Source organism: Streptomyces sp. NPDC002623 (assembly GCF_053592635.1).
Genome location: NZ_JBSFWB010000011.1, coordinates 234976 through 254059 on the forward strand (window position 1 = coordinate 234976; position 19084 = coordinate 254059).

General features: G+C 67.4%; 16 protein-coding genes and 1 tRNA gene. 12 read left to right on the forward strand and 5 right to left on the reverse strand.

The genetic code is table 11. The features are described from left to right. Window positions 1-56 precede the first annotated feature (56 nt). Entirely contained in the window at window positions 57-647 is a 591-nt protein-coding gene (locus ACWD4O_RS22055; RefSeq protein ID WP_451282078.1) for a TetR/AcrR family transcriptional regulator, read from the forward strand. Between the two features lies 1 nt (window position 648). Here the strand turns inward: ACWD4O_RS22055 and ACWD4O_RS22060 are convergent, their stop codons facing one another. Continuing rightward, a complete protein-coding gene (locus ACWD4O_RS22060; protein ID WP_451282080.1) occupies window positions 649-1680 on the reverse strand; it encodes an adenosine deaminase in 1032 nt (343 codons plus the stop codon). Window positions 1681-1804: 124 nt separating this feature from the next. Beyond that, window positions 1805-3031 (reverse strand): pyridoxal phosphate-dependent aminotransferase, encoded by a 1227-nt coding sequence (locus ACWD4O_RS22065; RefSeq protein WP_451282082.1) that lies wholly within the window; start codon window positions 3029-3031, stop codon window positions 1805-1807. A gap of 272 nt (window positions 3032-3303) precedes the next feature. Between ACWD4O_RS22065 and ACWD4O_RS22070 the strand changes: the two genes are divergently transcribed. The 11 genes from ACWD4O_RS22070 (at window position 3304) to ACWD4O_RS22120 (ending at window position 17520) form a co-directional block, all read left to right on the forward strand. Beyond that, window positions 3304-3376 (forward strand) — tRNA-Trp (locus ACWD4O_RS22070). Window positions 3377-3489: 113 nt separating this feature from the next. After that, window positions 3490-3777, forward strand: coding sequence for a preprotein translocase subunit SecE (secE, locus tag ACWD4O_RS22075; RefSeq protein ID WP_351903911.1), 288 nt, complete (start codon window positions 3490-3492; stop codon window positions 3775-3777). A gap of 80 nt (window positions 3778-3857) precedes the next feature. After that, window positions 3858-4703, forward strand: a complete 846-nt coding sequence (gene nusG, locus ACWD4O_RS22080; RefSeq protein ID WP_451282084.1) for a transcription termination/antitermination protein NusG — start codon at window positions 3858-3860, stop codon at window positions 4701-4703. A 170-nt stretch (window positions 4704-4873) separates the two neighbouring features. Further along, window positions 4874-5308, forward strand: coding sequence for a 50S ribosomal protein L11 (gene rplK / locus ACWD4O_RS22085; RefSeq protein ID WP_006383482.1), 435 nt, complete (start codon window positions 4874-4876; stop codon window positions 5306-5308). An 85-nt stretch (window positions 5309-5393) separates the two neighbouring features. Beyond that, a complete protein-coding gene (rplA, locus tag ACWD4O_RS22090; protein ID WP_351903903.1) occupies window positions 5394-6119 on the forward strand; it encodes a 50S ribosomal protein L1 in 726 nt (241 codons plus the stop codon). Window positions 6120-6281: 162 nt separating this feature from the next. Then, window positions 6282-7184, forward strand: coding sequence for a hypothetical protein (locus ACWD4O_RS22095; RefSeq protein ID WP_451282087.1), 903 nt, complete (start codon window positions 6282-6284; stop codon window positions 7182-7184). Between the two features lie 132 nt (window positions 7185-7316). Continuing rightward, window positions 7317-8108 carry an LppX_LprAFG lipoprotein gene (locus ACWD4O_RS22100; RefSeq protein ID WP_451282089.1) on the forward strand — a complete coding sequence of 264 codons (792 nt, stop codon included), beginning with the start codon at window positions 7317-7319 and terminating at the stop codon, window positions 8106-8108. A 321-nt stretch (window positions 8109-8429) separates the two neighbouring features. Continuing rightward, window positions 8430-8960, forward strand: coding sequence for a 50S ribosomal protein L10 (gene rplJ, locus ACWD4O_RS22105; protein ID WP_450946110.1), 531 nt, complete (start codon window positions 8430-8432; stop codon window positions 8958-8960). Between the two features lie 108 nt (window positions 8961-9068). Beyond that, window positions 9069-9449 (forward strand): 50S ribosomal protein L7/L12, encoded by a 381-nt coding sequence (rplL, locus tag ACWD4O_RS22110; protein ID WP_451282164.1) that lies wholly within the window; start codon window positions 9069-9071, stop codon window positions 9447-9449. A gap of 575 nt (window positions 9450-10024) precedes the next feature. After that, window positions 10025-13510, forward strand: coding sequence for a DNA-directed RNA polymerase subunit beta (rpoB, locus tag ACWD4O_RS22115; RefSeq protein WP_451282091.1), 3486 nt, complete (start codon window positions 10025-10027; stop codon window positions 13508-13510). 110 nt (window positions 13511-13620) lie between these two features. Beyond that, window positions 13621-17520, forward strand: coding sequence for a DNA-directed RNA polymerase subunit beta' (locus ACWD4O_RS22120; protein WP_451282093.1), 3900 nt, complete (start codon window positions 13621-13623; stop codon window positions 17518-17520). Window positions 17521-17591: 71 nt separating this feature from the next. Here the strand turns inward: ACWD4O_RS22120 and ACWD4O_RS22125 are convergent, their stop codons facing one another. The 3 genes from ACWD4O_RS22125 to ACWD4O_RS22135 are packed head-to-tail and all read right to left on the reverse strand — an operon-like array spanning window position 17592 to window position 19057. Further along, window positions 17592-17852, reverse strand: a complete 261-nt coding sequence (locus tag ACWD4O_RS22125) for a hypothetical protein (RefSeq protein WP_351903882.1) — start codon at window positions 17850-17852, stop codon at window positions 17592-17594. Beyond that, window positions 17849-18124, reverse strand: coding sequence for a hypothetical protein (locus tag ACWD4O_RS22130; protein WP_451282095.1), 276 nt, complete (start codon window positions 18122-18124; stop codon window positions 17849-17851). The genes ACWD4O_RS22125 and ACWD4O_RS22130 overlap by 4 nt, the downstream gene beginning before the upstream one ends. A gap of 15 nt (window positions 18125-18139) precedes the next feature. After that, entirely contained in the window at window positions 18140-19057 is a 918-nt protein-coding gene (locus ACWD4O_RS22135) for a peptidoglycan-binding protein (RefSeq protein ID WP_451282097.1), read from the reverse strand. Between the last annotated feature and the right edge of the window lie 27 nt (window positions 19058-19084).

A 19084-nucleotide genomic window follows, 5' to 3' on the forward strand; every position in this document is an offset into this window, starting at 1 on the left:
CCCTGCTTCACCTATAGTGGGTAAGCGTTCACTCACCCGTCAAGAGGGGAACCCGAATGGATCGACCGGCCCGCGTGCGCATCCTCGACGCCGCGCACGAGCTGATGCTCACCGTCGGACTGGCCCGCGCCACCACCAAGCAGATCGCGAAGGCGGCCGGCTGCTCCGAGGCGGCGCTCTACAAGTACTTCGCGAGCAAGGAGGAGCTGTTCATCCGCGTCCTCGCGGAACGGCTGCCCCGGCTGGGCCCGCTGCTGAGCAGCCTGGCCGCGGAGCCGGGCCGGGGCACGCTGGAAGGAAACCTCACGGAGATCGCCCGCCAGGCGGCCCACTTCTACGAGCAGAGCTTCCCGATCGCGGCCTCCCTGTACGCCGAGACCCAGCTCAAGCGGCGGCACGACGAGGCCATGCGGGACCTCGGCGTGGGCCCCCATGTGCCGATCGAACAGCTCGCGGCGTATCTGCGGGCCGAGCAGGGCGTGGGCCGGGTGCGGGCGGACGCGGACCCGTTCGCCGCTGCCTCGCTGCTGATGGGGGCCTGTGCGCAGCGCGCGTTCGCCTACGACGCGGCGGAAGGGCGACCGGAGGTGGACGAGTTCGCCGGACGGCTGGCCCGTACCCTGCTGGCCGGCATCGCCGGCCGATAGCTCAGGCCGCCAGCCAGTCGTCCACGCCCGCCAGCAGCTTCGCCCGTACCTCCTCCGGGGCCGCCGAAGCGCGTACCGACTGGCGGGCCAGTTCCGCCAACTCCTCGTCGGTGAAGGCGTGGTGGCGGCGGGCGATGTCGTACTGGGCCGCGAGGCGGGCGCCGAACAGCAACGGGTCGTCGGCGCCCAGGGCCATCGGCACCCCCGCGTCGAACAGGGTGCGCAGCGGGACGTCCTCCGGCTTCTCGTACACCCCCAGAGCCACGTTCGACGCCGGGCACACCTCGCAGGTCACGCCCCGGTCGGCGAGCTGCTTCAGCAGCCGGGGGTCCTCGGCCGCCCGCACCCCGTGGCCCAGCCGGTCGGCGTGCAGATCGTCCAGGCAGTCGCGGACGGAGAACGGGCCGGTCAACTCGCCGCCGTGCGGGGCGGACAGCAGCCCGCCCTCCCGCGCGATCGCGAACGCACGGTCGAAGTCCCGCGCCATGCCCCGCCGTTCGTCGTTCGACAGCCCGAACCCGACCACCCCGCGGTCGGCGTACCGGACGGCCAGCCGGGCCAGCGTGCGGGCGTCCAGCGGGTGCTTCATCCGGTTCGCCGCGACCAGCACCCGCATCCCGAGCCCGGTGTCGCGCGAGGCCGTCTCGACGGCGTCCAGGATGATCTCCAGCGCCGGGATCAGCCCGCCCAGCCGGGGCGCGTACGACGTCGGGTCCACCTGGATCTCCAGCCAGCCCGAGCCGTCCTTCAGGTCCTCCTCGGCGGCCTCCCGCACCAGCCGCTGGATGTCCTCGGGCTCCCGCACGCACGAGCGTGCCGCGTCGTAGAGGCGCTGGAAGCGGAACCAGCCCCGCTCGTCCGTGGCCCGCAGCTTCGGCGGTTCGCCGCTCGTCAGCGCCTCGATCAGCGCTTCGGGCAGGCGCACGCCGTACTTGTCGGCCAGTTCCAGCACGGTGGTGGCCCGCATCGACCCGGTGAAGTGCAGGTGCAGATGGGCTTTCGGCAGTTCAGAGACATCACGTACACGCTCCATCCAAGGATCCTGCCGCACGCGCGCGTGGTCTCGGTAGCGCTTTCCCCGATAGTGGTCTTGCTCGCACAAAGCAGCGGGCCGCCTCCCGAAGGAGACGGCCCGCGACCAGCACGCGTGAGCAGGTTCAGTCCCTGGCCTCCGCCAGCAGCTTCTGGATGCGGCTCACGCCCTCGACGAGGTCCTCGTCGCCCAGCGCGTACGACAGACGCAGATAGCCCGGGGTGCCGAAGGCCTCGCCCGGCACCACCGCGACCTCGGCCTCCTCCAGGATGAGCGCGGCCAGCTCGACCGAGTCCTGCGGGCGCTTGCCGCGGATCTCCTTGCCGAGCAGCCCCTTCACCGACGGGTACGCGTAGAAGGCGCCCTCGGGCTCCGGGCAGAACACGCCGTCGATCTCGTTGAGCATCCGGACCATGGTCTTGCGGCGGCGGTCGAAGGCCTCGCGCATCTGCTCGACGGCCGACAGATCACCGGAGACGGCGGCCAGCGCGGCGACCTGCGCCACGTTGGAGACGTTCGAGGTGGCGTGCGACTGGAGGTTCGTCGCGGCCTTGACGACGTCCTTCGGGCCGATGATCCAGCCCACCCGCCAGCCGGTCATCGCATACGTCTTGGCGACGCCGTTGACGACGATGCACTTGTCGCGCAGCTCGGGCAGGATCGCCGGCAGCGAGGTGAACGTGGCGTCGCCGTAGACGAGGTGCTCGTAGATCTCGTCCGTCATCACCCAGAGGCCGTGCTCGACGGCCCAGCGGCCGATCGCCTCGGTGTCCTCGGCGCTGTAGACCGCGCCGGTCGGGTTGGAGGGGGAGACGAAGAGCACGACCTTCGTGTTCTCGGTGCGCGCGGCCTCCAGCTGCTCGACGGAGACCCGGTAGCCGGTCGTCTCGTCGGCGACGACCTCCACCGGGACACCGCCGGCCAGCCGGATCGACTCCGGGTACGTGGTCCAGTACGGCGCCGGGACGATGACCTCGTCGCCCGGGTCGAGGATCGCGGCGAAGGCGTTGTAGATCGCCTGCTTGCCACCGTTGGTGATCAGGATCTGCGAGGTCTCGACCTCGTAGCCCGAGTCGCGCAGCGTCTTCGCGGCGACCGCGGCCTTCAGCTCGGGCAGGCCGCCGGCCGGCGTGTAGCGGTGGTACTTGGGGTCCTGACAGGCCGCGACGGCGGCTTCGACTACGTAGTCCGGGGTCGGGAAGTCGGGCTCTCCGGCGCCGAAGCCGATCACCGGACGCCCGGCGGCCTTCAGGGCCTTGGCCTTGGCGTCCACGGCGAGAGTGGCGGACTCGGAGATCGCGCCGACGCGGGCGGAGACCCGGCGCTCGGTGGGAGGGGTTGCAGCGCTCATGGGACCCATGGTTTCAGACCGGAAACCACCACGGCACACGGGTTTCATCTACTGAACATGTATGGGCAGCGCGCTGAACATCCGTCCGGATTCGCCTCCCCGTCCCCCTTCCCGCCGGACGATCTTTCATGGACGAAGCCCCCACGGGCACTTTCCGTTCGACGAGGCGCTCAAGACCACGTACACTCACACGTCGTTGGCCTTCAACAGCCGCGCCGTCACAGGTGCACACCGAGCACCCGGGCGGATGCGGTAAGTTGGGGAAGACACAAAGGGTCGTAGCTCAATTGGTAGAGCACTGGTCTCCAAAACCAGCGGTTGGGGGTTCAAGTCCCTCCGGCCCTGCTACACACACCTCGCCAGGATGTGTGCGCAGCGCATGTACGTACAGCAATGCACTCGCCGTGCGGCTCAGACCGGGCGCGGCACGGCCACGACCCGGGAACAGGTGAGGACGAATGGCGGACGCCGTGGGCTCCATCGATACGCCTGATGCCCAGGACGAAGTGCCTGAGGCGACGAAGAAGACCCGCAAGGGCGGCAAGCGTGCCAAGAAGGGCCCGCTGAAGCGACTCGCGCTGTTCTACCGCCAGATCGTCGCGGAGCTCCGCAAGGTCGTATGGCCGACACGCGGCCAGCTGACGACGTACACGACCGTGGTGATCGTGTTCGTGGTCATCATGATCGGCCTGGTGACCGTGATTGACTATGGACTCAGCCACGCCGCCAAGTACGTCTTCGGCTGAACCAAGAGCGAAGGGCGCCGAGGTATCCGGCGCCCCTTTCGCATGTTCCACCCCTATGTATCCAGGAAGAAGCAGCCACCGTGTCTGACCAGAACCTGAACGAGGACGTCGAGTCCGTGGACGACGAGCTCGACATCGTCGAGGGCGCGGACGATGACCTGGACGAGTTCGAGGCTGCCGAGGCCGAAGCGGGCGAGCCCGCCGAGGAAGCCGCGCTCCACGTCGAGGATGAGGACGAGGAAGCCGCGGACGAGGAAGCCGACGAGGACGTCGTCGAAGAGGCCGAGGAAGAAGAGCCGGCCGAGCCCGTCGACCCCGTCGTCGCCCTGCGCGAGGAACTGCGCACCCTCCCCGGCGAGTGGTACGTGATCCACACGTACGCCGGCTACGAGAACCGCGTGAAGACCAACCTGGAGCAGCGCGCCGTCTCGTTGAACGTCGAGGACTACATCTTCCAGGCCGAGGTGCCGCAGGAAGAGGTCGTCCAGATCAAGAACGGCGACCGCAAGACCATCCGTCAGAACAAGCTCCCCGGCTATGTGCTGGTGCGCATGGACCTGACGAACGAGTCCTGGGGCGTCGTCCGCAACACCCCCGGCGTCACCGGCTTCGTGGGCAACGCCTACGACCCGTACCCGCTGACCCTGGACGAGATCGTCAAGATGCTCGCCCCGGAGGCCGAGGAGAAGGCCGCCCGTGAGGCCGCCGAGGCCGAGGGCAAGCCGGTTCCGGCCCGCAAGGTCGAGGTCCAGGTGCTGGACTTCGAGGTGGGCGACTCGGTCACCGTCACCGACGGCCCGTTCGCCACACTGCAGGCCACGATCAACGAGATCAACGCCGACTCGAAGAAGGTCAAGGGCCTTGTCGAGATCTTCGGCCGCGAGACCCCGGTCGAGCTGAGCTTCGACCAGATCCAGAAGAACTAGCTCCTTCTGGAACACACGCCTCCGACCAGGTCAGGCGGGCTGTCACAGCTCGCCTGACCTGCTCGGTTTTTGGCCGCGCAGAGATACCCGTTATTGTTGTGCGGTATGCCTCCATCCGGATCATCCGGATGCGACGGCTGAAAAACTCTCACTAGGACCCGGAGAGAGCAATGCCTCCCAAGAAGAAGAAGGTCACGGGGCTCATCAAGCTCCAGATCAACGCCGGTGCGGCGAACCCCGCACCGCCGGTCGGCCCCGCGCTCGGCCAGCACGGCGTCAACATCATGGAGTTCTGCAAGGCCTACAACGCCGCGACCGAGTCGCAGCGTGGCTGGGTGATCCCGGTGGAGATCACGGTCTACGAGGACCGCTCCTTCACCTTCATCACCAAGACCCCGCCGGCCGCGAAGATGATCCTCAAGGCCGCTGGTGTCGAGAAGGGCTCGGGCGAGCCGCACAAGACCAAGGTCGCCAAGATCACCCAGGCGCAGGTCCGCGAGATCGCCACGACCAAGCTGCCCGACCTGAACGCCAACGACCTGGACGCCGCGTCGAAGATCATCGCCGGCACCGCCCGCTCCATGGGCATCACGGTCGAGGGCTGAACCTCAGCCCCGTAGCACCTTCGCAGAACCGTGGCAGGGCCTGCTCGGCCCGTACCACGACTCCTCAAGACACACTGGAGCAGTAGTGAGCAAGCGCAGCAAGTCCCTCCGCGCTGCGGACGCCAAGATCGACCGGGAGAAGCTCTACGCCCCGCTCGAGGCCGTCCGTCTCGCCAAGGAGACCTCCACGAGCAAGTTCGACGGCACCGTCGAGGTCGCCTTCCGCCTGGGTGTCGACCCGCGCAAGGCCGACCAGATGGTCCGTGGCACCGTGAACCTGCCGCACGGCACCGGCAAGACCGCCCGGGTCCTGGTCTTCGCGACCGGTGACCGTGCTGCGGCCGCAGAGGCCGCGGGCGCCGACATCGTCGGCTCCGACGAACTGATCGACGAGGTCGCGAAGGGCCGTCTGGACTTCGACGCCGTCGTCGCCACCCCGGACCTCATGGGCAAGGTCGGCCGCCTCGGCCGCGTGCTCGGTCCGCGTGGTCTGATGCCGAACCCGAAGACCGGAACGGTCACCCCCGACGTGGCCAAGGCCGTCACGGAGATCAAGGGCGGCAAGATCGAGTTCCGCGTCGACAAGCACTCGAACCTGCACTTCATCATCGGCAAGTCGTCCTTCGACGACACCAAGCTGGTGGAGAACTACGGCGCGGCCCTGGACGAGATCCTTCGTCTGAAGCCGTCCGCCGCCAAGGGTCGCTACATCAAGAAGGCCGCGATCAGCACCACGATCGGCCCCGGCATCCCGGTCGACCCCAACCGCACCCGGAACCTTCTCGTCGAGGAGGACCCGGCCGCGGTCTGAACCTGACGGTTCGCATCGGTCGGTGACGAGCCCCGCAACCTTTCGAGGTGCGGGGCTCGTCCCTTTTTGTCATACGGCTCTTTTTTCGTACAGCTGTCTTCGGCCGGTTGTCAGTGCTGTGCGTTAGCGTGCAGTCACGGGAAAACATTGGGGGTGGGGCGAATGAAGCGTGCGATCGTGCGCCGCGTGGGCCTGTCGATCGGTGCGATGACGCTGGTGGCGGGGGTGACCGCGTGCAGTGGTTCCGGCGGCTCCGGCGGGTCCGGCAGTTCCGACAAGGGCGGGGACGGCAGCCCACGGCTCAGCCCCGTCGCCGCCCTGCTCACCGCCGAGAAGTCCACCGACGGCGCCGACTCCGCGAAGGTCGAGTCGACGACGACCATGGGCACCTTGATGTCGATGACCGCCGACGGCGCCCTCGGTTGGGGCGACGGCCTCACCGGCACCCTCACCATCACGTACACCGGCGGCACCATGGCCGAGACGATGCGGCAGATCGGCACCACGTCGATGGAGGCCCGCTATCTGCCCGACGCCTACTACGCGAAGATGGGCGACGCCTTCGCGGAGCAGGCCGGCGGCAAGCACTGGATCAAGTACGCGTACGACGACCTGGAGAGCCTCGGCGGCAGCTCCGGCGCGTATCTGAAGGACCAGATGCAGAACACCACCCCGAACCAGTCGGTGAAGCTCCTGCTGGCCTCCGGGGATGTGCGGGAGGTCGGCGAGGAGCGGGTGCGGGGCCGGCAGACCACGCACTACTCGGGCACGGTCGAGGTGAGCGACCTCGCCGAGAAGAACTCCAACCTCAGCCAGAGCCAGCTCGACGACCTGAAGAAGACGCTGGAGCAGGCGGGCGTCACCACCGAGACCGTCGACATCTGGGTCGACGACCAGGACCTGCTGGTCAAGAAGGTCGAGAAGGGCGAGACGACGGCGGGCGCCTATGAGCAGACCGCCTACTACAGCGACTACGGCACCGAGGTCTTCGCGGATGTGCCTCCGGCGAGCGACACCGCGGACTTCACGGAGCTGATGAAGCAGCAGGGGGCGGGCGGCTCATAATTCGCGGGACCTCTCCCGCTTCCCTGGGATACCTTCACGGTCTTGCTGTGCATAGACCATGTGTTCGCCATGGACCCACCGGGTCGGTGGCGCTCTGGCCGGTTCTCCGGCTGGTTCTCTGGGGGAAATTGGATGAGGTCTTCCGTGGGTGTCCTCGGGCTGTCCGCGTTGCTCGTCGCCGGGTGCGCGGCGGTGGACGGTACGGAGAGCGGGGGTGACTCGGCCGCCGCGGCCGCCGTCGCCCGGGCCGCCGAGAAGGCGGAGCAGCCCGTGTCCCTGCGCTACCGCAGTACCGGCCGGACTCCGGAGGAGGGGCGGATCGAGGGCGAGGCCGCGATCGGCGTCAAGCCGCAGGTCATGAGTCTGAAGTCCACCGTGCTCAGCGGCCCCGACAAGGGGACCGGCGAGTTCCGGTTCGTCGACGGGGTGCTGTACATAGGCAGCGACGAGGCGGGGGAGGACGGCAAGCACTGGATCAAGTTCGGCAAGCACGGCGCCAACGCCGGGATGGCCGACAAGGTCCGTGACAACCCCTCCCACGAGACCGGCTTCCTCGGCGCGGCCGACGACCTCAAGAAGGCCGGCGCCGAGACTGTCGACGGCGTCCGCACCACCCACTACACGGGCACGGCCACCGTCGACGACATCCGCGCCTCCTACAAGGACGACGCGACGAAGGTCCGGCAGCGGACCGAGAAGAGCCTCGCCCAGTACGAGAAGCTGGGCGTGGACGAGCTGACCATGGACCTGTGGATCGACGCCGAGGACCGTACCCGTCGGCTGCGCATGCAGGGCTTCGGGCGGCACGGCGAGCTCGACCTCACCCTCACGTTCTTCGACTTCGGCAAGCCCGTGACGGTGAAGGCGCCGCCCGCCTCGGACACCACGGACTTGGCCGAGGCGCTGAAGACCACGGGAAGCTGAGAGCCCCCAGGGGTTCCCCGCGGGTGCCCGGGCGGGCGTTCCCGTACGGGCGGATTTGCTTGGCGGTGGGCCGTTCACGTACTCTCCTCGAGAAGCCAAAGACCGCTGGTCGTTGCCGTGCCCTCACAGGAGAGTGCGGTGGCCGAAGGATCCGCTGCAATGCGGACGACCCGCGCAGGTGACTGTGGAATTGCTCCCGGATGGAATCCGCCCACGGAATTCATTCGGTCGAGCTACGCCCCGTGCACCTGTGCCGGGGCGTTTCGTTTGTCACAGCCCCTTCTGAGCGGTCCTCATCACCCGGAAGGAGGCCGACGCTCTATGGCAAGGCCCGACAAGGCTGCCGCGGTAGCCGAGCTCACGGACGCGTTCCGCAGCTCGAACGCCGCTGTGCTGACCGAGTACCGGGGTCTCACCGTGGCGCAGCTCAAGACGCTGCGTCGTTCGCTCGGTGAGAACGCCCAGTACGCCGTGGTGAAGAACACGCTGACCAAGATTGCGGCCAACGAGGCCGGGATCTCTACGCTCGACGACCTGTTCAACGGTCCGACGGCGGTCGCCTTCATCACCGGTGACCCGGTGGAGTCGGCGAAGGGTCTTCGTGACTTCGCCAAGGACAACCCGAACCTCGTCATCAAGGGCGGTGTCCTTGACGGCAAGGCGCTGTCCGCCGACGAGATCAAGAAGCTTGCGGACCTCGAGTCCCGCGAGGTTCTGCTCAGCAAGCTGGCGGGTGCCTTCAAGGGCAAGCAGTCTCAGGCTGCTTCGCTGTTCCAGGCGCTTCCGTCGAAGTTCGTCCGCACTGCGGAGGCGCTTCGCGTCAAGCTCGAAGAGCAGGGCGGTGCCGAGTAATTCGGCTCCCGAAATGACCGCCGCCTGAGGCAGCGGTCGTCGCGGGCCGAACGTACGCCCGCCAGACATGTACACACCCGGCACCAGCCGAATTAGTGAAGGGAAGCCATCGTGGCTCTCACCCAGGACGAACTGCTCGCCGAGTTCGAGACGATGACCCTCATCCAGCTTTCCGAGTTCGTGAAGGCGTTCGAGGAGAAGTTCGACGTCACCGCCGCCGCCGCGGTTGCCGCCGCCCCCGCCGGCCCGGCCGCCGTCGTGGACGCCGTCGAGGAGCAGGACGAGTTCGACGTCGTCCTCACCGGCGCCGGCGAGAAGAAGATCCAGGTCATCAAGGTCGTGCGTGAGCTGACCTCCCTGGGCCTCAAGGAGGCCAAGGACCTCGTGGACGGCGCCCCGAAGCCCGTTCTCGAGAAGGTCGCCAAGGAGGCCGCGGAGAAGGCTGCCGAGTCCCTCAAGGCCGCCGGCGCCTCGGTCGAGGTCAAGTAACACTGCGCGGTCGGCGACGACCGCACGCGTTGGCTGAAACAGTCCCTCCGGGGCTGTAACGCCCACGCACCGAAGAGCGATCATCCATCTGGGTGGTCGCTCTTCGTCGTTCCTGGGAGCGCGGCCACGGTTGCCTCGCACCCCCCTGACCGGGGGGTATGGTGATCTTCGTCGTGTCTCCGAGCGCCCTGGTAAGCGCAGGGGGGCCTTGACGAACCGCACGCAGCGCGCAATTCTCAGGACGCGTCGTCACAAGGATCCGAATCCGAGGCATGGATCGACGGCGAAGTGGGCAGTATGACCGTGCGTTGAGGGCTACCGGACCGAGGGCGTTGAGAACCACGAGGGTCTCGAAGAACCCGCACTGGACATCAGTGTGCCAAGTGGCTACACTGACCCTTTGCGCTGCCTGTTAGCTGTCCCCTGCCCGTCACCAGGGGCATGCCCTCCCTTTAGCCCGGACGACCAGACCATGTCTCACCTGGCCTTTTGCCAGATTGGGAATGTCTGTCTCTGTGCGCGAGAGAGGGGCCGGTACGCGCGTAGTGAGTCCGAGCCCTCGGAAGGACCCCCTCTTGGCCGCCTCGCGCAACGCCTCGACCGCGAATACGAACAACGGCGCCAGCACCGCCCCGCTGCGCATCTCTTTTGCAAAGATCAAGGAGCCCCTCGAGGTTCCCAACCTGCTCGCGTTGCAGACCGAGAGCTTTGACTGGCTGCTCGGGAACACCGCCTGGCAGAGTCGGGTCGAGGCGGCTCTGGAGTCCGGTCAGGACGTCCCCACGAAGTCCGGTCTGGAGGAGATCTTCGAGGAGATCTCCCCGATCGAGGACTTCTCCGGGTCGATGTCGCTGACCTTCCGCGACCACCGTTTCGAGCCGCCGAAGAACAGCATCGACGAGTGCAAGGACCGCGACTTCACGTACGCGGCCCCGCTCTTCGTGACGGCCGAGTTCACCAACAACGAGACCGGCGAGATCAAGTCCCAGACGGTCTTCATGGGCGACTTCCCGCTCATGACCAACAAGGGCACCTTCGTCATCAACGGCACCGAGCGTGTCGTGGTGTCGCAGCTGGTCCGTTCGCCGGGTGTCTACTTCGACTCCTCCATCGACAAGACGTCCGACAAGGACATCTTCTCCGCCAAGATCATCCCCTCCCGGGGTGCCTGGCTGGAGATGGAGATCGACAAGCGCGACATGGTCGGTGTGCGCATCGACCGCAAGCGCAAGCAGTCCGTCACCGTTCTCCTGAAGGCTCTCGGTTGGACGACCGAGCAGATCCTGGAGGAGTTCGGCGAGTACGAGTCCATGCGCGCCACCCTGGAGAAGGACCACACCCAGGGCCAGGACGACGCGCTGCTCGACATCTACCGCAAGCTGCGTCCGGGCGAGCCGCCGACGCGTGAGGCCGCGCAGACGCTGCTCGAGAACCTCTACTTCAACCCCAAGCGCTACGACCTCGCGAAGGTCGGCCGCTACAAGGTGAACAAGAAGCTCGGCGCGGACGAGCCGCTGGACGCCGGCGTGCTCACCACCGACGACATCATCGCCACCATCAAGTACCTGGTGAAGCTGCACGCCGGCGAGACCGAGACGGTGGCCGAGTCCGGTCGCTCGATCATGGTCGAGACCGACGACATCGACCACTTCGGCAACCGTCGTATCCGCAGCGTCGGCGAGCTGATCCAGAACCAGGTCCGTACGGGTCTCGCCCGTATGGAGCGGGTCGTGCGTGAGCGCATGACCACCCAGGACGTCGAGGCGATCACGCCGCAGACCCTGATCAACATCCGGCCGGTCGTCGCCTCCATCAAGGAGTTCTTCGGCACCAGCCAGCTGTCCCAGTTCATGGACCAGAACAACCCGCTGTCGGGTCTGACGCACAAGCGTCGTCTCAACGCGCTCGGCCCGGGTGGTCTGTCCCGTGAGCGGGCCGGCTTCGAGGTCCGTGACGTTCACCCGTCGCACTACGGCCGCATGTGCCCGATCGAGACGCCGGAAGGCCCGAACATCGGTCTGATCGGCTCGCTGGCCTCCTACGGCCGGATCAACCCGTTCGGCTTCATCGAGACGCCGTACCGCAAGGTCGTCGAGGGCACGGTCACCGACGAGGTCGACTACCTGACCGCCGACGAGGAGGACCGCTTCGTCATCGCGCAGGCCAACGCGCCGCTCTCCGAGGAGTTCCGCTTCGAGGAGTCCCGCGTCCTGGTCCGCCGTCGTGGCGGAGAGATCGACTACGTCCCCGGCGACGACGTCGACTACATGGACGTCTCGCCGCGCCAGATGGTGTCGGTCGCGACCGCCATGATCCCGTTCCTGGAGCACGACGACGCCAACCGTGCCCTCATGGGCGCGAACATGATGCGTCAGGCCGTGCCCCTCATCAAGTCCGAGTCCCCGCTCGTCGGCACCGGCATGGAGTACCGCTCCGCAGCCGACGCCGGTGACGTGGTCAAGGCCGAGAAGGCGGGTGTGGTCCAGGAGGTCTCCGCGGACTACATCACCACGACGAACGACGACGGCACGTACATCACGTACCGCCTGGCCAAGTTCGCCCGGTCCAACCAGGGCACCTCGGTCAACCAGAAGGTCATCGTCAACGAGGGCGACCGGATCGTCGAGGGCCAGGTCCTGGCCGACGGCCCGGCCACCGAGAACGGCGAGATGGCGCTGGGCAAGAACCTGCTCGTGGCGTTCATGCCGTGGGAGGGTCACAACTACGAGGACGCGATCATCCTGTCGCAGCGCCTCGTGCAGGACGACGTCCTCTCCTCGATCCACATCGAGGAGCACGAGGTCGACGCCCGTGACACCAAGCTCGGCCCCGAGGAGATCACCCGGGACATCCCGAACGTCTCCGAGGAGGTCCTCGCCGACCTCGACGAGCGCGGCATCATCCGCATCGGCGCCGAGGTCGTCGCCGGCGACATCCTGGTCGGCAAGGTCACGCCCAAGGGCGAGACCGAGCTGACCCCGGAGGAGCGCCTGCTGCGCGCGATCTTCGGTGAGAAGGCCCGTGAGGTGCGTGACACCTCGCTGAAGGTCCCGCACGGCGAGATCGGCAAGGTCATCGGCGTCCGCGTCTTCGACCGTGAAGAGGGCGACGAGCTGCCGCCGGGCGTGAACCAGCTGGTTCGCGTCTACGTGGCGCAGAAGCGCAAGATCACGGACGGTGACAAGCTCGCCGGCCGACACGGCAACAAGGGTGTCATCTCCAAGATCCTGCCCATCGAGGACATGCCGTTCCTCGAGGACGGGACCCCGGTCGACATCATCCTCAACCCGCTCGGCGTGCCGTCCCGAATGAACCCGGGACAGGTCCTGGAGATCCACCTCGGCTGGCTCGCCAGCCGCGGCTGGGACGTCTCCGGTCTCGCCGAGGACTGGGCGCAGCGACTGCAGGTCATCGGCGCCGACGCGGTCGCCCCCGGCACCAACGTCGCGACCCCGGTCTTCGACGGTGCGCGTGAGGACGAGCTGGCGGGCCTGCTGCAGCACACCATCCCGAACCGCGACGGCGAGCGCATGGTGCAGCCGACCGGTAAGGCGAGGATGTTCGACGGCCGCTCCGGCGAACCGTTCCCGGACCCGATCTCCGTCGGGTACATGTACATCCTGAAGCTGCACCACCTGGTCGACGACAAGCTGCACGCCCGTTCGACCGGTCCGTACTCGATGATCACCCAGCAGCCGCTGGGTGGTAAGGCGCAGTTCGGCGGTCAGCGCTTCGGTGAGATGGAGGTGTGGGCGCTGGAGGCTTATGGCGCCGCGTACGCCCTCCAGGAGCTCCTGACCATCAAGTCCGACGACGTGACCGGCCGCGTGAAGGTCTACGAGGCCATCGTCAAGGGCGAGAACATCCCCGAGCCCGGCATCCCCGAGTCCTTCAAGGTGCTCATCAAGGAGATGCAGTCTCTCTGCCTGAACGTGGAGGTGCTGTCCAGCGACGGTATGTCCATCGAGATGCGTGACACCGACGAGGACGTCTTCCGCGCAGCGGAGGAGCTCGGCATCGACCTGTCCCGGCGCGAGCCGAGCAGCGTCGAAGAGGTCTGACGGGAGTTCGGTCCGGAGGTTCAGCGATGAAGATCCCTGATCCTCCGGCCGGCCCCGGGACCCCCGTATCAGACCCCAAGACTTACAACCCTGAGAGGGATTGACGCATAGTGCTCGACGTCAACTTCTTCGACGAGCTCCGGATCGGCCTGGCCACGGCGGACGACATCCGTCAGTGGAGCCACGGCGAGGTCAAGAAGCCCGAGACGATCAACTACCGCACGCTCAAGCCCGAGAAGGACGGACTCTTCTGCGAGAAGATCTTCGGTCCGACCCGGGACTGGGAGTGCTACTGCGGCAAGTACAAGCGTGTCCGGTTCAAGGGCATCATCTGCGAGCGCTGCGGCGTCGAGGTCACTCGCGCCAAGGTGCGTCGTGAGCGGATGGGCCACATCGAGCTGGCCGCCCCCGTCACGCACATCTGGTACTTCAAGGGCGTTCCGTCGCGCCTCGGATACCTGCTCGACCTCGCCCCGAAGGACCTCGAGAAGGTCATCTACTTCGCGGCGTACATGATCACGTTCGTCGACGACGAGCGTCGTACGCGTGACCTGCCCTCGCTGGAGGCGCACGTCTCCGTCGAGCGTCAGCAGATCGAGAACCGGCGCGACGCCGACCTCGAGGCCCGCGCCAAGAAGCTCGAGACCGACCTGGCCGAGCTCGAGGCCGAGGGCGCCAAGGCCGATGTGCGCCGCAAGGTGCGCGAAGGCGCCGAGCGTGAGATGAAGCAGCTGCGCGACCGTGCGCAGCGCGAGATCGACCGTCTCGACGAGGTGTGGACGCGCTTCAAGAACCTCAAGGTCCAGGACCTCGAGGGCGACGAGCTCCTCTACCGCGAGCTGCGTGACCGCTTCGGCACGTACTTCGACGGCTCGATGGGCGCCGCGGCGCTGCAGAAGCGCCTGGAGTCCTTCGACCTCGACGAGGAGGCCGAGAAGCTCCGCGAGATCATCCGGACCGGCAAGGGCCAGAAGAAGACCCGTGCGCTCAAGCGCCTCAAGGTCGTCTCCGCGTTCCTGCAGACCAGCAACAGCCCCAAGGGCATGGTGCTGGACTGCGTGCCGGTCATCCCGCCGGACCTTCGCCCGATGGTGCAGCTGGACGGTGGCCGCTTCGCGACCTCCGACCTGAACGACCTGTACCGCCGTGTGATCAACCGGAACAACCGCCTGAAGCGCCTTCTCGACCTCGGTGCGCCCGAGATCATCGTGAACAACGAGAAGCGCATGCTCCAGGAGGCCGTGGACGCGCTGTTCGACAACGGCCGTCGTGGTCGTCCGGTCACCGGTCCCGGTAACCGCCCGCTGAAGTCCCTCAGCGACATGCTGAAGGGCAAGCAGGGTCGATTCCGTCAGAACCTGCTCGGCAAGCGTGTGGACTACTCCGCGCGTTCCGTGATCGTCGTCGGTCCGCAGCTGAAGCTGCACCAGTGCGGTCTGCCGAAGGCGATGGCGCTGGAGCTCTTCAAGCCGTTCGTGATGAAGCGGCTCGTGGACCTCAACCACGCGCAGAACATCAAGAGCGCCAAGCGCATGGTGGAGCGCGGCCGCACCGTCGTGTACGACGTCCTCGAAGAGGTCATCGCCGAGCACCCGGTGCTGCTGAACCGTGCCCCCACCCTGCACCGCCTGGGCATCCAGGCCTTCGAGCCGCAGCTGGTCGAGGGCAAGGCCATCCAGATCCACCCGCTCGTCTGCACCGCGTTCAACGCGGACTTCGACGGTGACCAGATGGCCGTCCACCTGCCGCTCTCCGCGGAGGCGCAGGCCGAGGCGCGCATCCTGATGCTGTCCTCGAACAACATCCTCAAGCCCGCCGACGGCCGTCCGGTGACGATGCCGACCCAGGACATGGTCCTCGGTCTGTTCTTCCTCACCACCGACGGTGAGCTGCGTGACGTCAAGGGCGAGGGCCGGTCCTTCGGCTCCACGGCCGAGGCGATCATGGCGTTCGACGCCGGTGAGCTCGCGCTGCAGTCGGCGATCGACATCCGCTTCCCGGTGGGCACCATCCCGCCGCGTGGCTGGACGCCGCCGGCACGCGAGGAGGGCGAGCCGGAGTGGCAGCAGGGTGACACCTTCCGCCTGCGGACGACCCTGGGCCGTGCGCTCTTCAACGAGCTGCTGCCCGAGGACTACCCGTTCGTCGACTACTCGGTGGGCAAGAAGCAGCTCTCCGAGATCGTCAACGACCTGGCCGAGCGCTACCCCAAGGTCATCGTGGCGGCGACGCTCGACAACCTGAAGGCGTCCGGCTTCTACTGGGCGACCCGTTCCGGCGTCACCGTGGCCATCTCCGACGTCGTCGTTCCCGAGGCGAAGAAGGAGATCGTCAAGGGCTACGAGGCGCAGGACGAGAAGGTCCAGAAGCAGTACGAGCGCGGTCTGATCACCAAGGAAGAGCGCACGCAGGAGCTCATCGCGATCTGGACCAAGGCGACCAACGAGGTCGCCGAGGCGATGAACGCGAACTTCCCCAAGACGAACCCCATCTTCATGATGGTTGACTCGGGTGCCCGAGGAAACATGATGCAGATGCGGCAGATCGCCGGTATGCGTGGTCTGGTGTCGAACGCGAAGAACGAGACCATCCCGCGTCCGATCAAGGCGTCCTTCCGTGAGGGCCTGTCCGTGCTGGAGTACTTCATCTCCACGCACGGTGCCCGTAAGGGTCTGGCGGACACCGCCCTGCGTACCGCCGACTCGGGTTACCTGACCCGTCGTCTGGTGGACGTCTCGCAGGACGTCATCATCCGCGAGGAGGACTGCGGCACCGAGCGCGGTCTGAAGCTGAAGATCGCGATCCGCGGCGAGGACGGCGCTCTCCGCAAGACGGACGACGTCGAGACCAGCGTCTACGCCCGCATGCTCGCCGAGGACGTCGTCATCGACGGCAAGGTGATCGCGCCGGCCAACGTGGACCTGGGCGATGTGCTCATCGACCAGCTGGTCCGACACGGTGTCGAGGAGGTCAAGACCCGCTCGATCCTGACCTGTGAGTCCCAGGTCGGCACCTGCGCCATGTGCTACGGCCGCTCGCTGGCCACCGGCAAGCTGGTCGACATCGGTGAGGCGGTCGGCATCATCGCCGCCCAGTCCATCGGTGAGCCCGGCACCCAGCTGACGATGCGTACCTTCCACACCGGTGGTGTGGCCGGTGACGACATCACCCAGGGTCTGCCGCGTGTCGTCGAGCTCTTCGAGGCCCGTACCCCGAAGGGTGTCGCCCCGATCTCCGAGGCCCAGGGCCGCGTGCGGATCGAGGAGACCGAGAAGACCAAGAAGATCGTCATCACGCCGGACGACGGCAGCGACGAGACGGCGTTCCCGATCTCGAAGCGCGCCCGTCTCCTGGTCAGCGAGGGCGAGCACGTCGAGGTGGGCCAGAAGCTCACCGTGGGTGCCACCAACCCGCACGACGTGCTGCGCATCCTGGGTCAGCGTGCCGTCCAGGTCCACCTGGTCGGCGAGGTCCAGAAGGTGTACAACTCGCAGGGTGTGTCGATCCACGACAAGCACATCGAGATCATCATCCGGCAGATGCTGCGCCGGGTGACGATCATCGAGTCCGGCGACGCCGAGCTGCTGCCCGGCGAGCTCGTCGAGCGCTCGAAGTTCGAGGTCGAGAACCGTCGTGTGGTGCAGGAGGGCGGTCACCCGGCCTCCGGTCGTCCGCAGCTCATGGGTATCACCAAGGCCTCGCTGGCCACGGAGTCCTGGCTGTCGGCGGCGTCCTTCCAGGAGACGACCAGGGTGCTGACGGACGCGGCGATCAACGCCAAGTCCGACTCCCTGATCGGCCTCAAGGAGAACGTCATCATCGGTAAGCTCATCCCGGCCGGTACGGGTCTCGCCCGCTACCGCAACATCCGGGTCGAGCCGACCGAAGAGGCCAAGGCCGCGATGTACTCGGCCGTCGGCTACGACGACATCGACTACTCGCCGTTCGGCACGGGCTCCGGCCAGGCCGTTCCGCTGGAGGACTACGACTACGGTCCGTACAACCAGTAGTAGTCGGTTCTGGTAGTTGGTTCCGAAGGGCGGTCACCCCGGTTCGTACGGGGTGACCGCCCTTCGGCGTTTCAGCGTGCCGTCAGTTCCCAGGCGGCGACGGCCACCGTCGCCAGGGCGGCCAGGGCGCCGATGCTGGCGAGCGGCCAGCGGGAGCGTTCCAGGGCGTCGAGGCGGTGCTCGTGGTCGGCGAGCTGCTTGTCGGTCTGGTCGCTGCGCTGGACCAGCAGGGCGAGCGAGCCGTCGACCCGGGCGAACCCGGCCTCGACGGTGCCGCGCAGCCGCTCCAGTTCCAGGGCGACGGCGGCCGGGTCGGAGAGGGGTTCGTTCATGCGTCGCCCCGCTCGTCGGTCGTCCGGGCCAGCGACAGCAGTTCGGTGTCCTCGTTCGGCCGGGCGTCCGTGCGCAGCCACGAGGGCAGCAGGGTCTGGACGGCGGGCAGGACCATGATCCTGGTCATGCCCGCGGCGGCGGTGAGCGCGCCGGCGACCCAGGGCAGGGTCTCGGGGATGCCGGCGGCGTCGACGACCGTCGGCAGCAGGACGCACAGGCCGACAGCGGTCTGGAGAACGGTGCGGAGGGTGCGCTTGGCGGCCTCTGACATCGGGTTCCTCGATTCTCAGGAGCTGTGGGGGACTTTGAGGGCCGCCCAGGACGTGGCGCCCGGCCAGCCGTCGGCGGCGGTGCCGGTGTAGCCGAGCTTGCGCTGCCATCGGGCGTAGGAGCGGCGGTCGGCGTCGGTCCACTGCGGGCCGGGGCCGGAGGCGTACTCGGAGCAGCCGACGGCGACCAGGCGCTTGCCCATCGCGGTGACGATCGCCGACTTCGGGTTCTTCCTGAACCAGGCGTCGCCGGGGAACGGCTGGTAAGTCGGCTTGGCCGTACCGGAGTTGCCGGAACCGGTCGAGCCCGTGGAGCCCGTGGAGCCCGTGGAGCCGCTGGGCTTGGCGCCGAGGCGGCTCGCGACCCTGATCCGGAAGTCCGACATCGAGAAGCCGCGCGGGTCGATCTTCTTGTTCGTCCACTCCTTGTGGCCGATCACCGAGCCGGCCGACCAGCCGTGCGCCCGGCACAGCGCGGCGGACGCCCGGACCATGGCCTCCAGCTGGACGGCGGGCCAGGGGTCCTTGCCGTCGCCGAGGTTGACGCACTCGAAGCCGTAGAAGTGGACGTTGCCGTCCGTGTCGTTCTCGTTCGGCGCGGGCAGCGCCTTCTCGGCGACGACGGCTTTGAGGACGTCGCCGTCGCCGCTGCCGGCGTGGTTGGCGCGGCCGTTGCCGACGAGGTGGACCGTGCCGTCCTTGGCGATCACGCCGTGGCAGAGGGGGCCGGGCAGGGTGGAGTGGCCGTTGTAGCAGAGGCTCACGCTGTTGCTGGTGCCAGAGGTGACGGTGTGGTGGATGATCACGCCGTTGACCGGGCCCCAGCTTCCCTTGTGGTTGCGGTTGTGGGTGCGCCAGCCGGAGTACTCGACGACGGTGACGCCCTCGGCCCGCAGTGCGGACACGAGGGCGTCGGCGGAGAGGGGGTTGGCCATGGTGGTGCCTCCCTGGGTGGTTCCGGG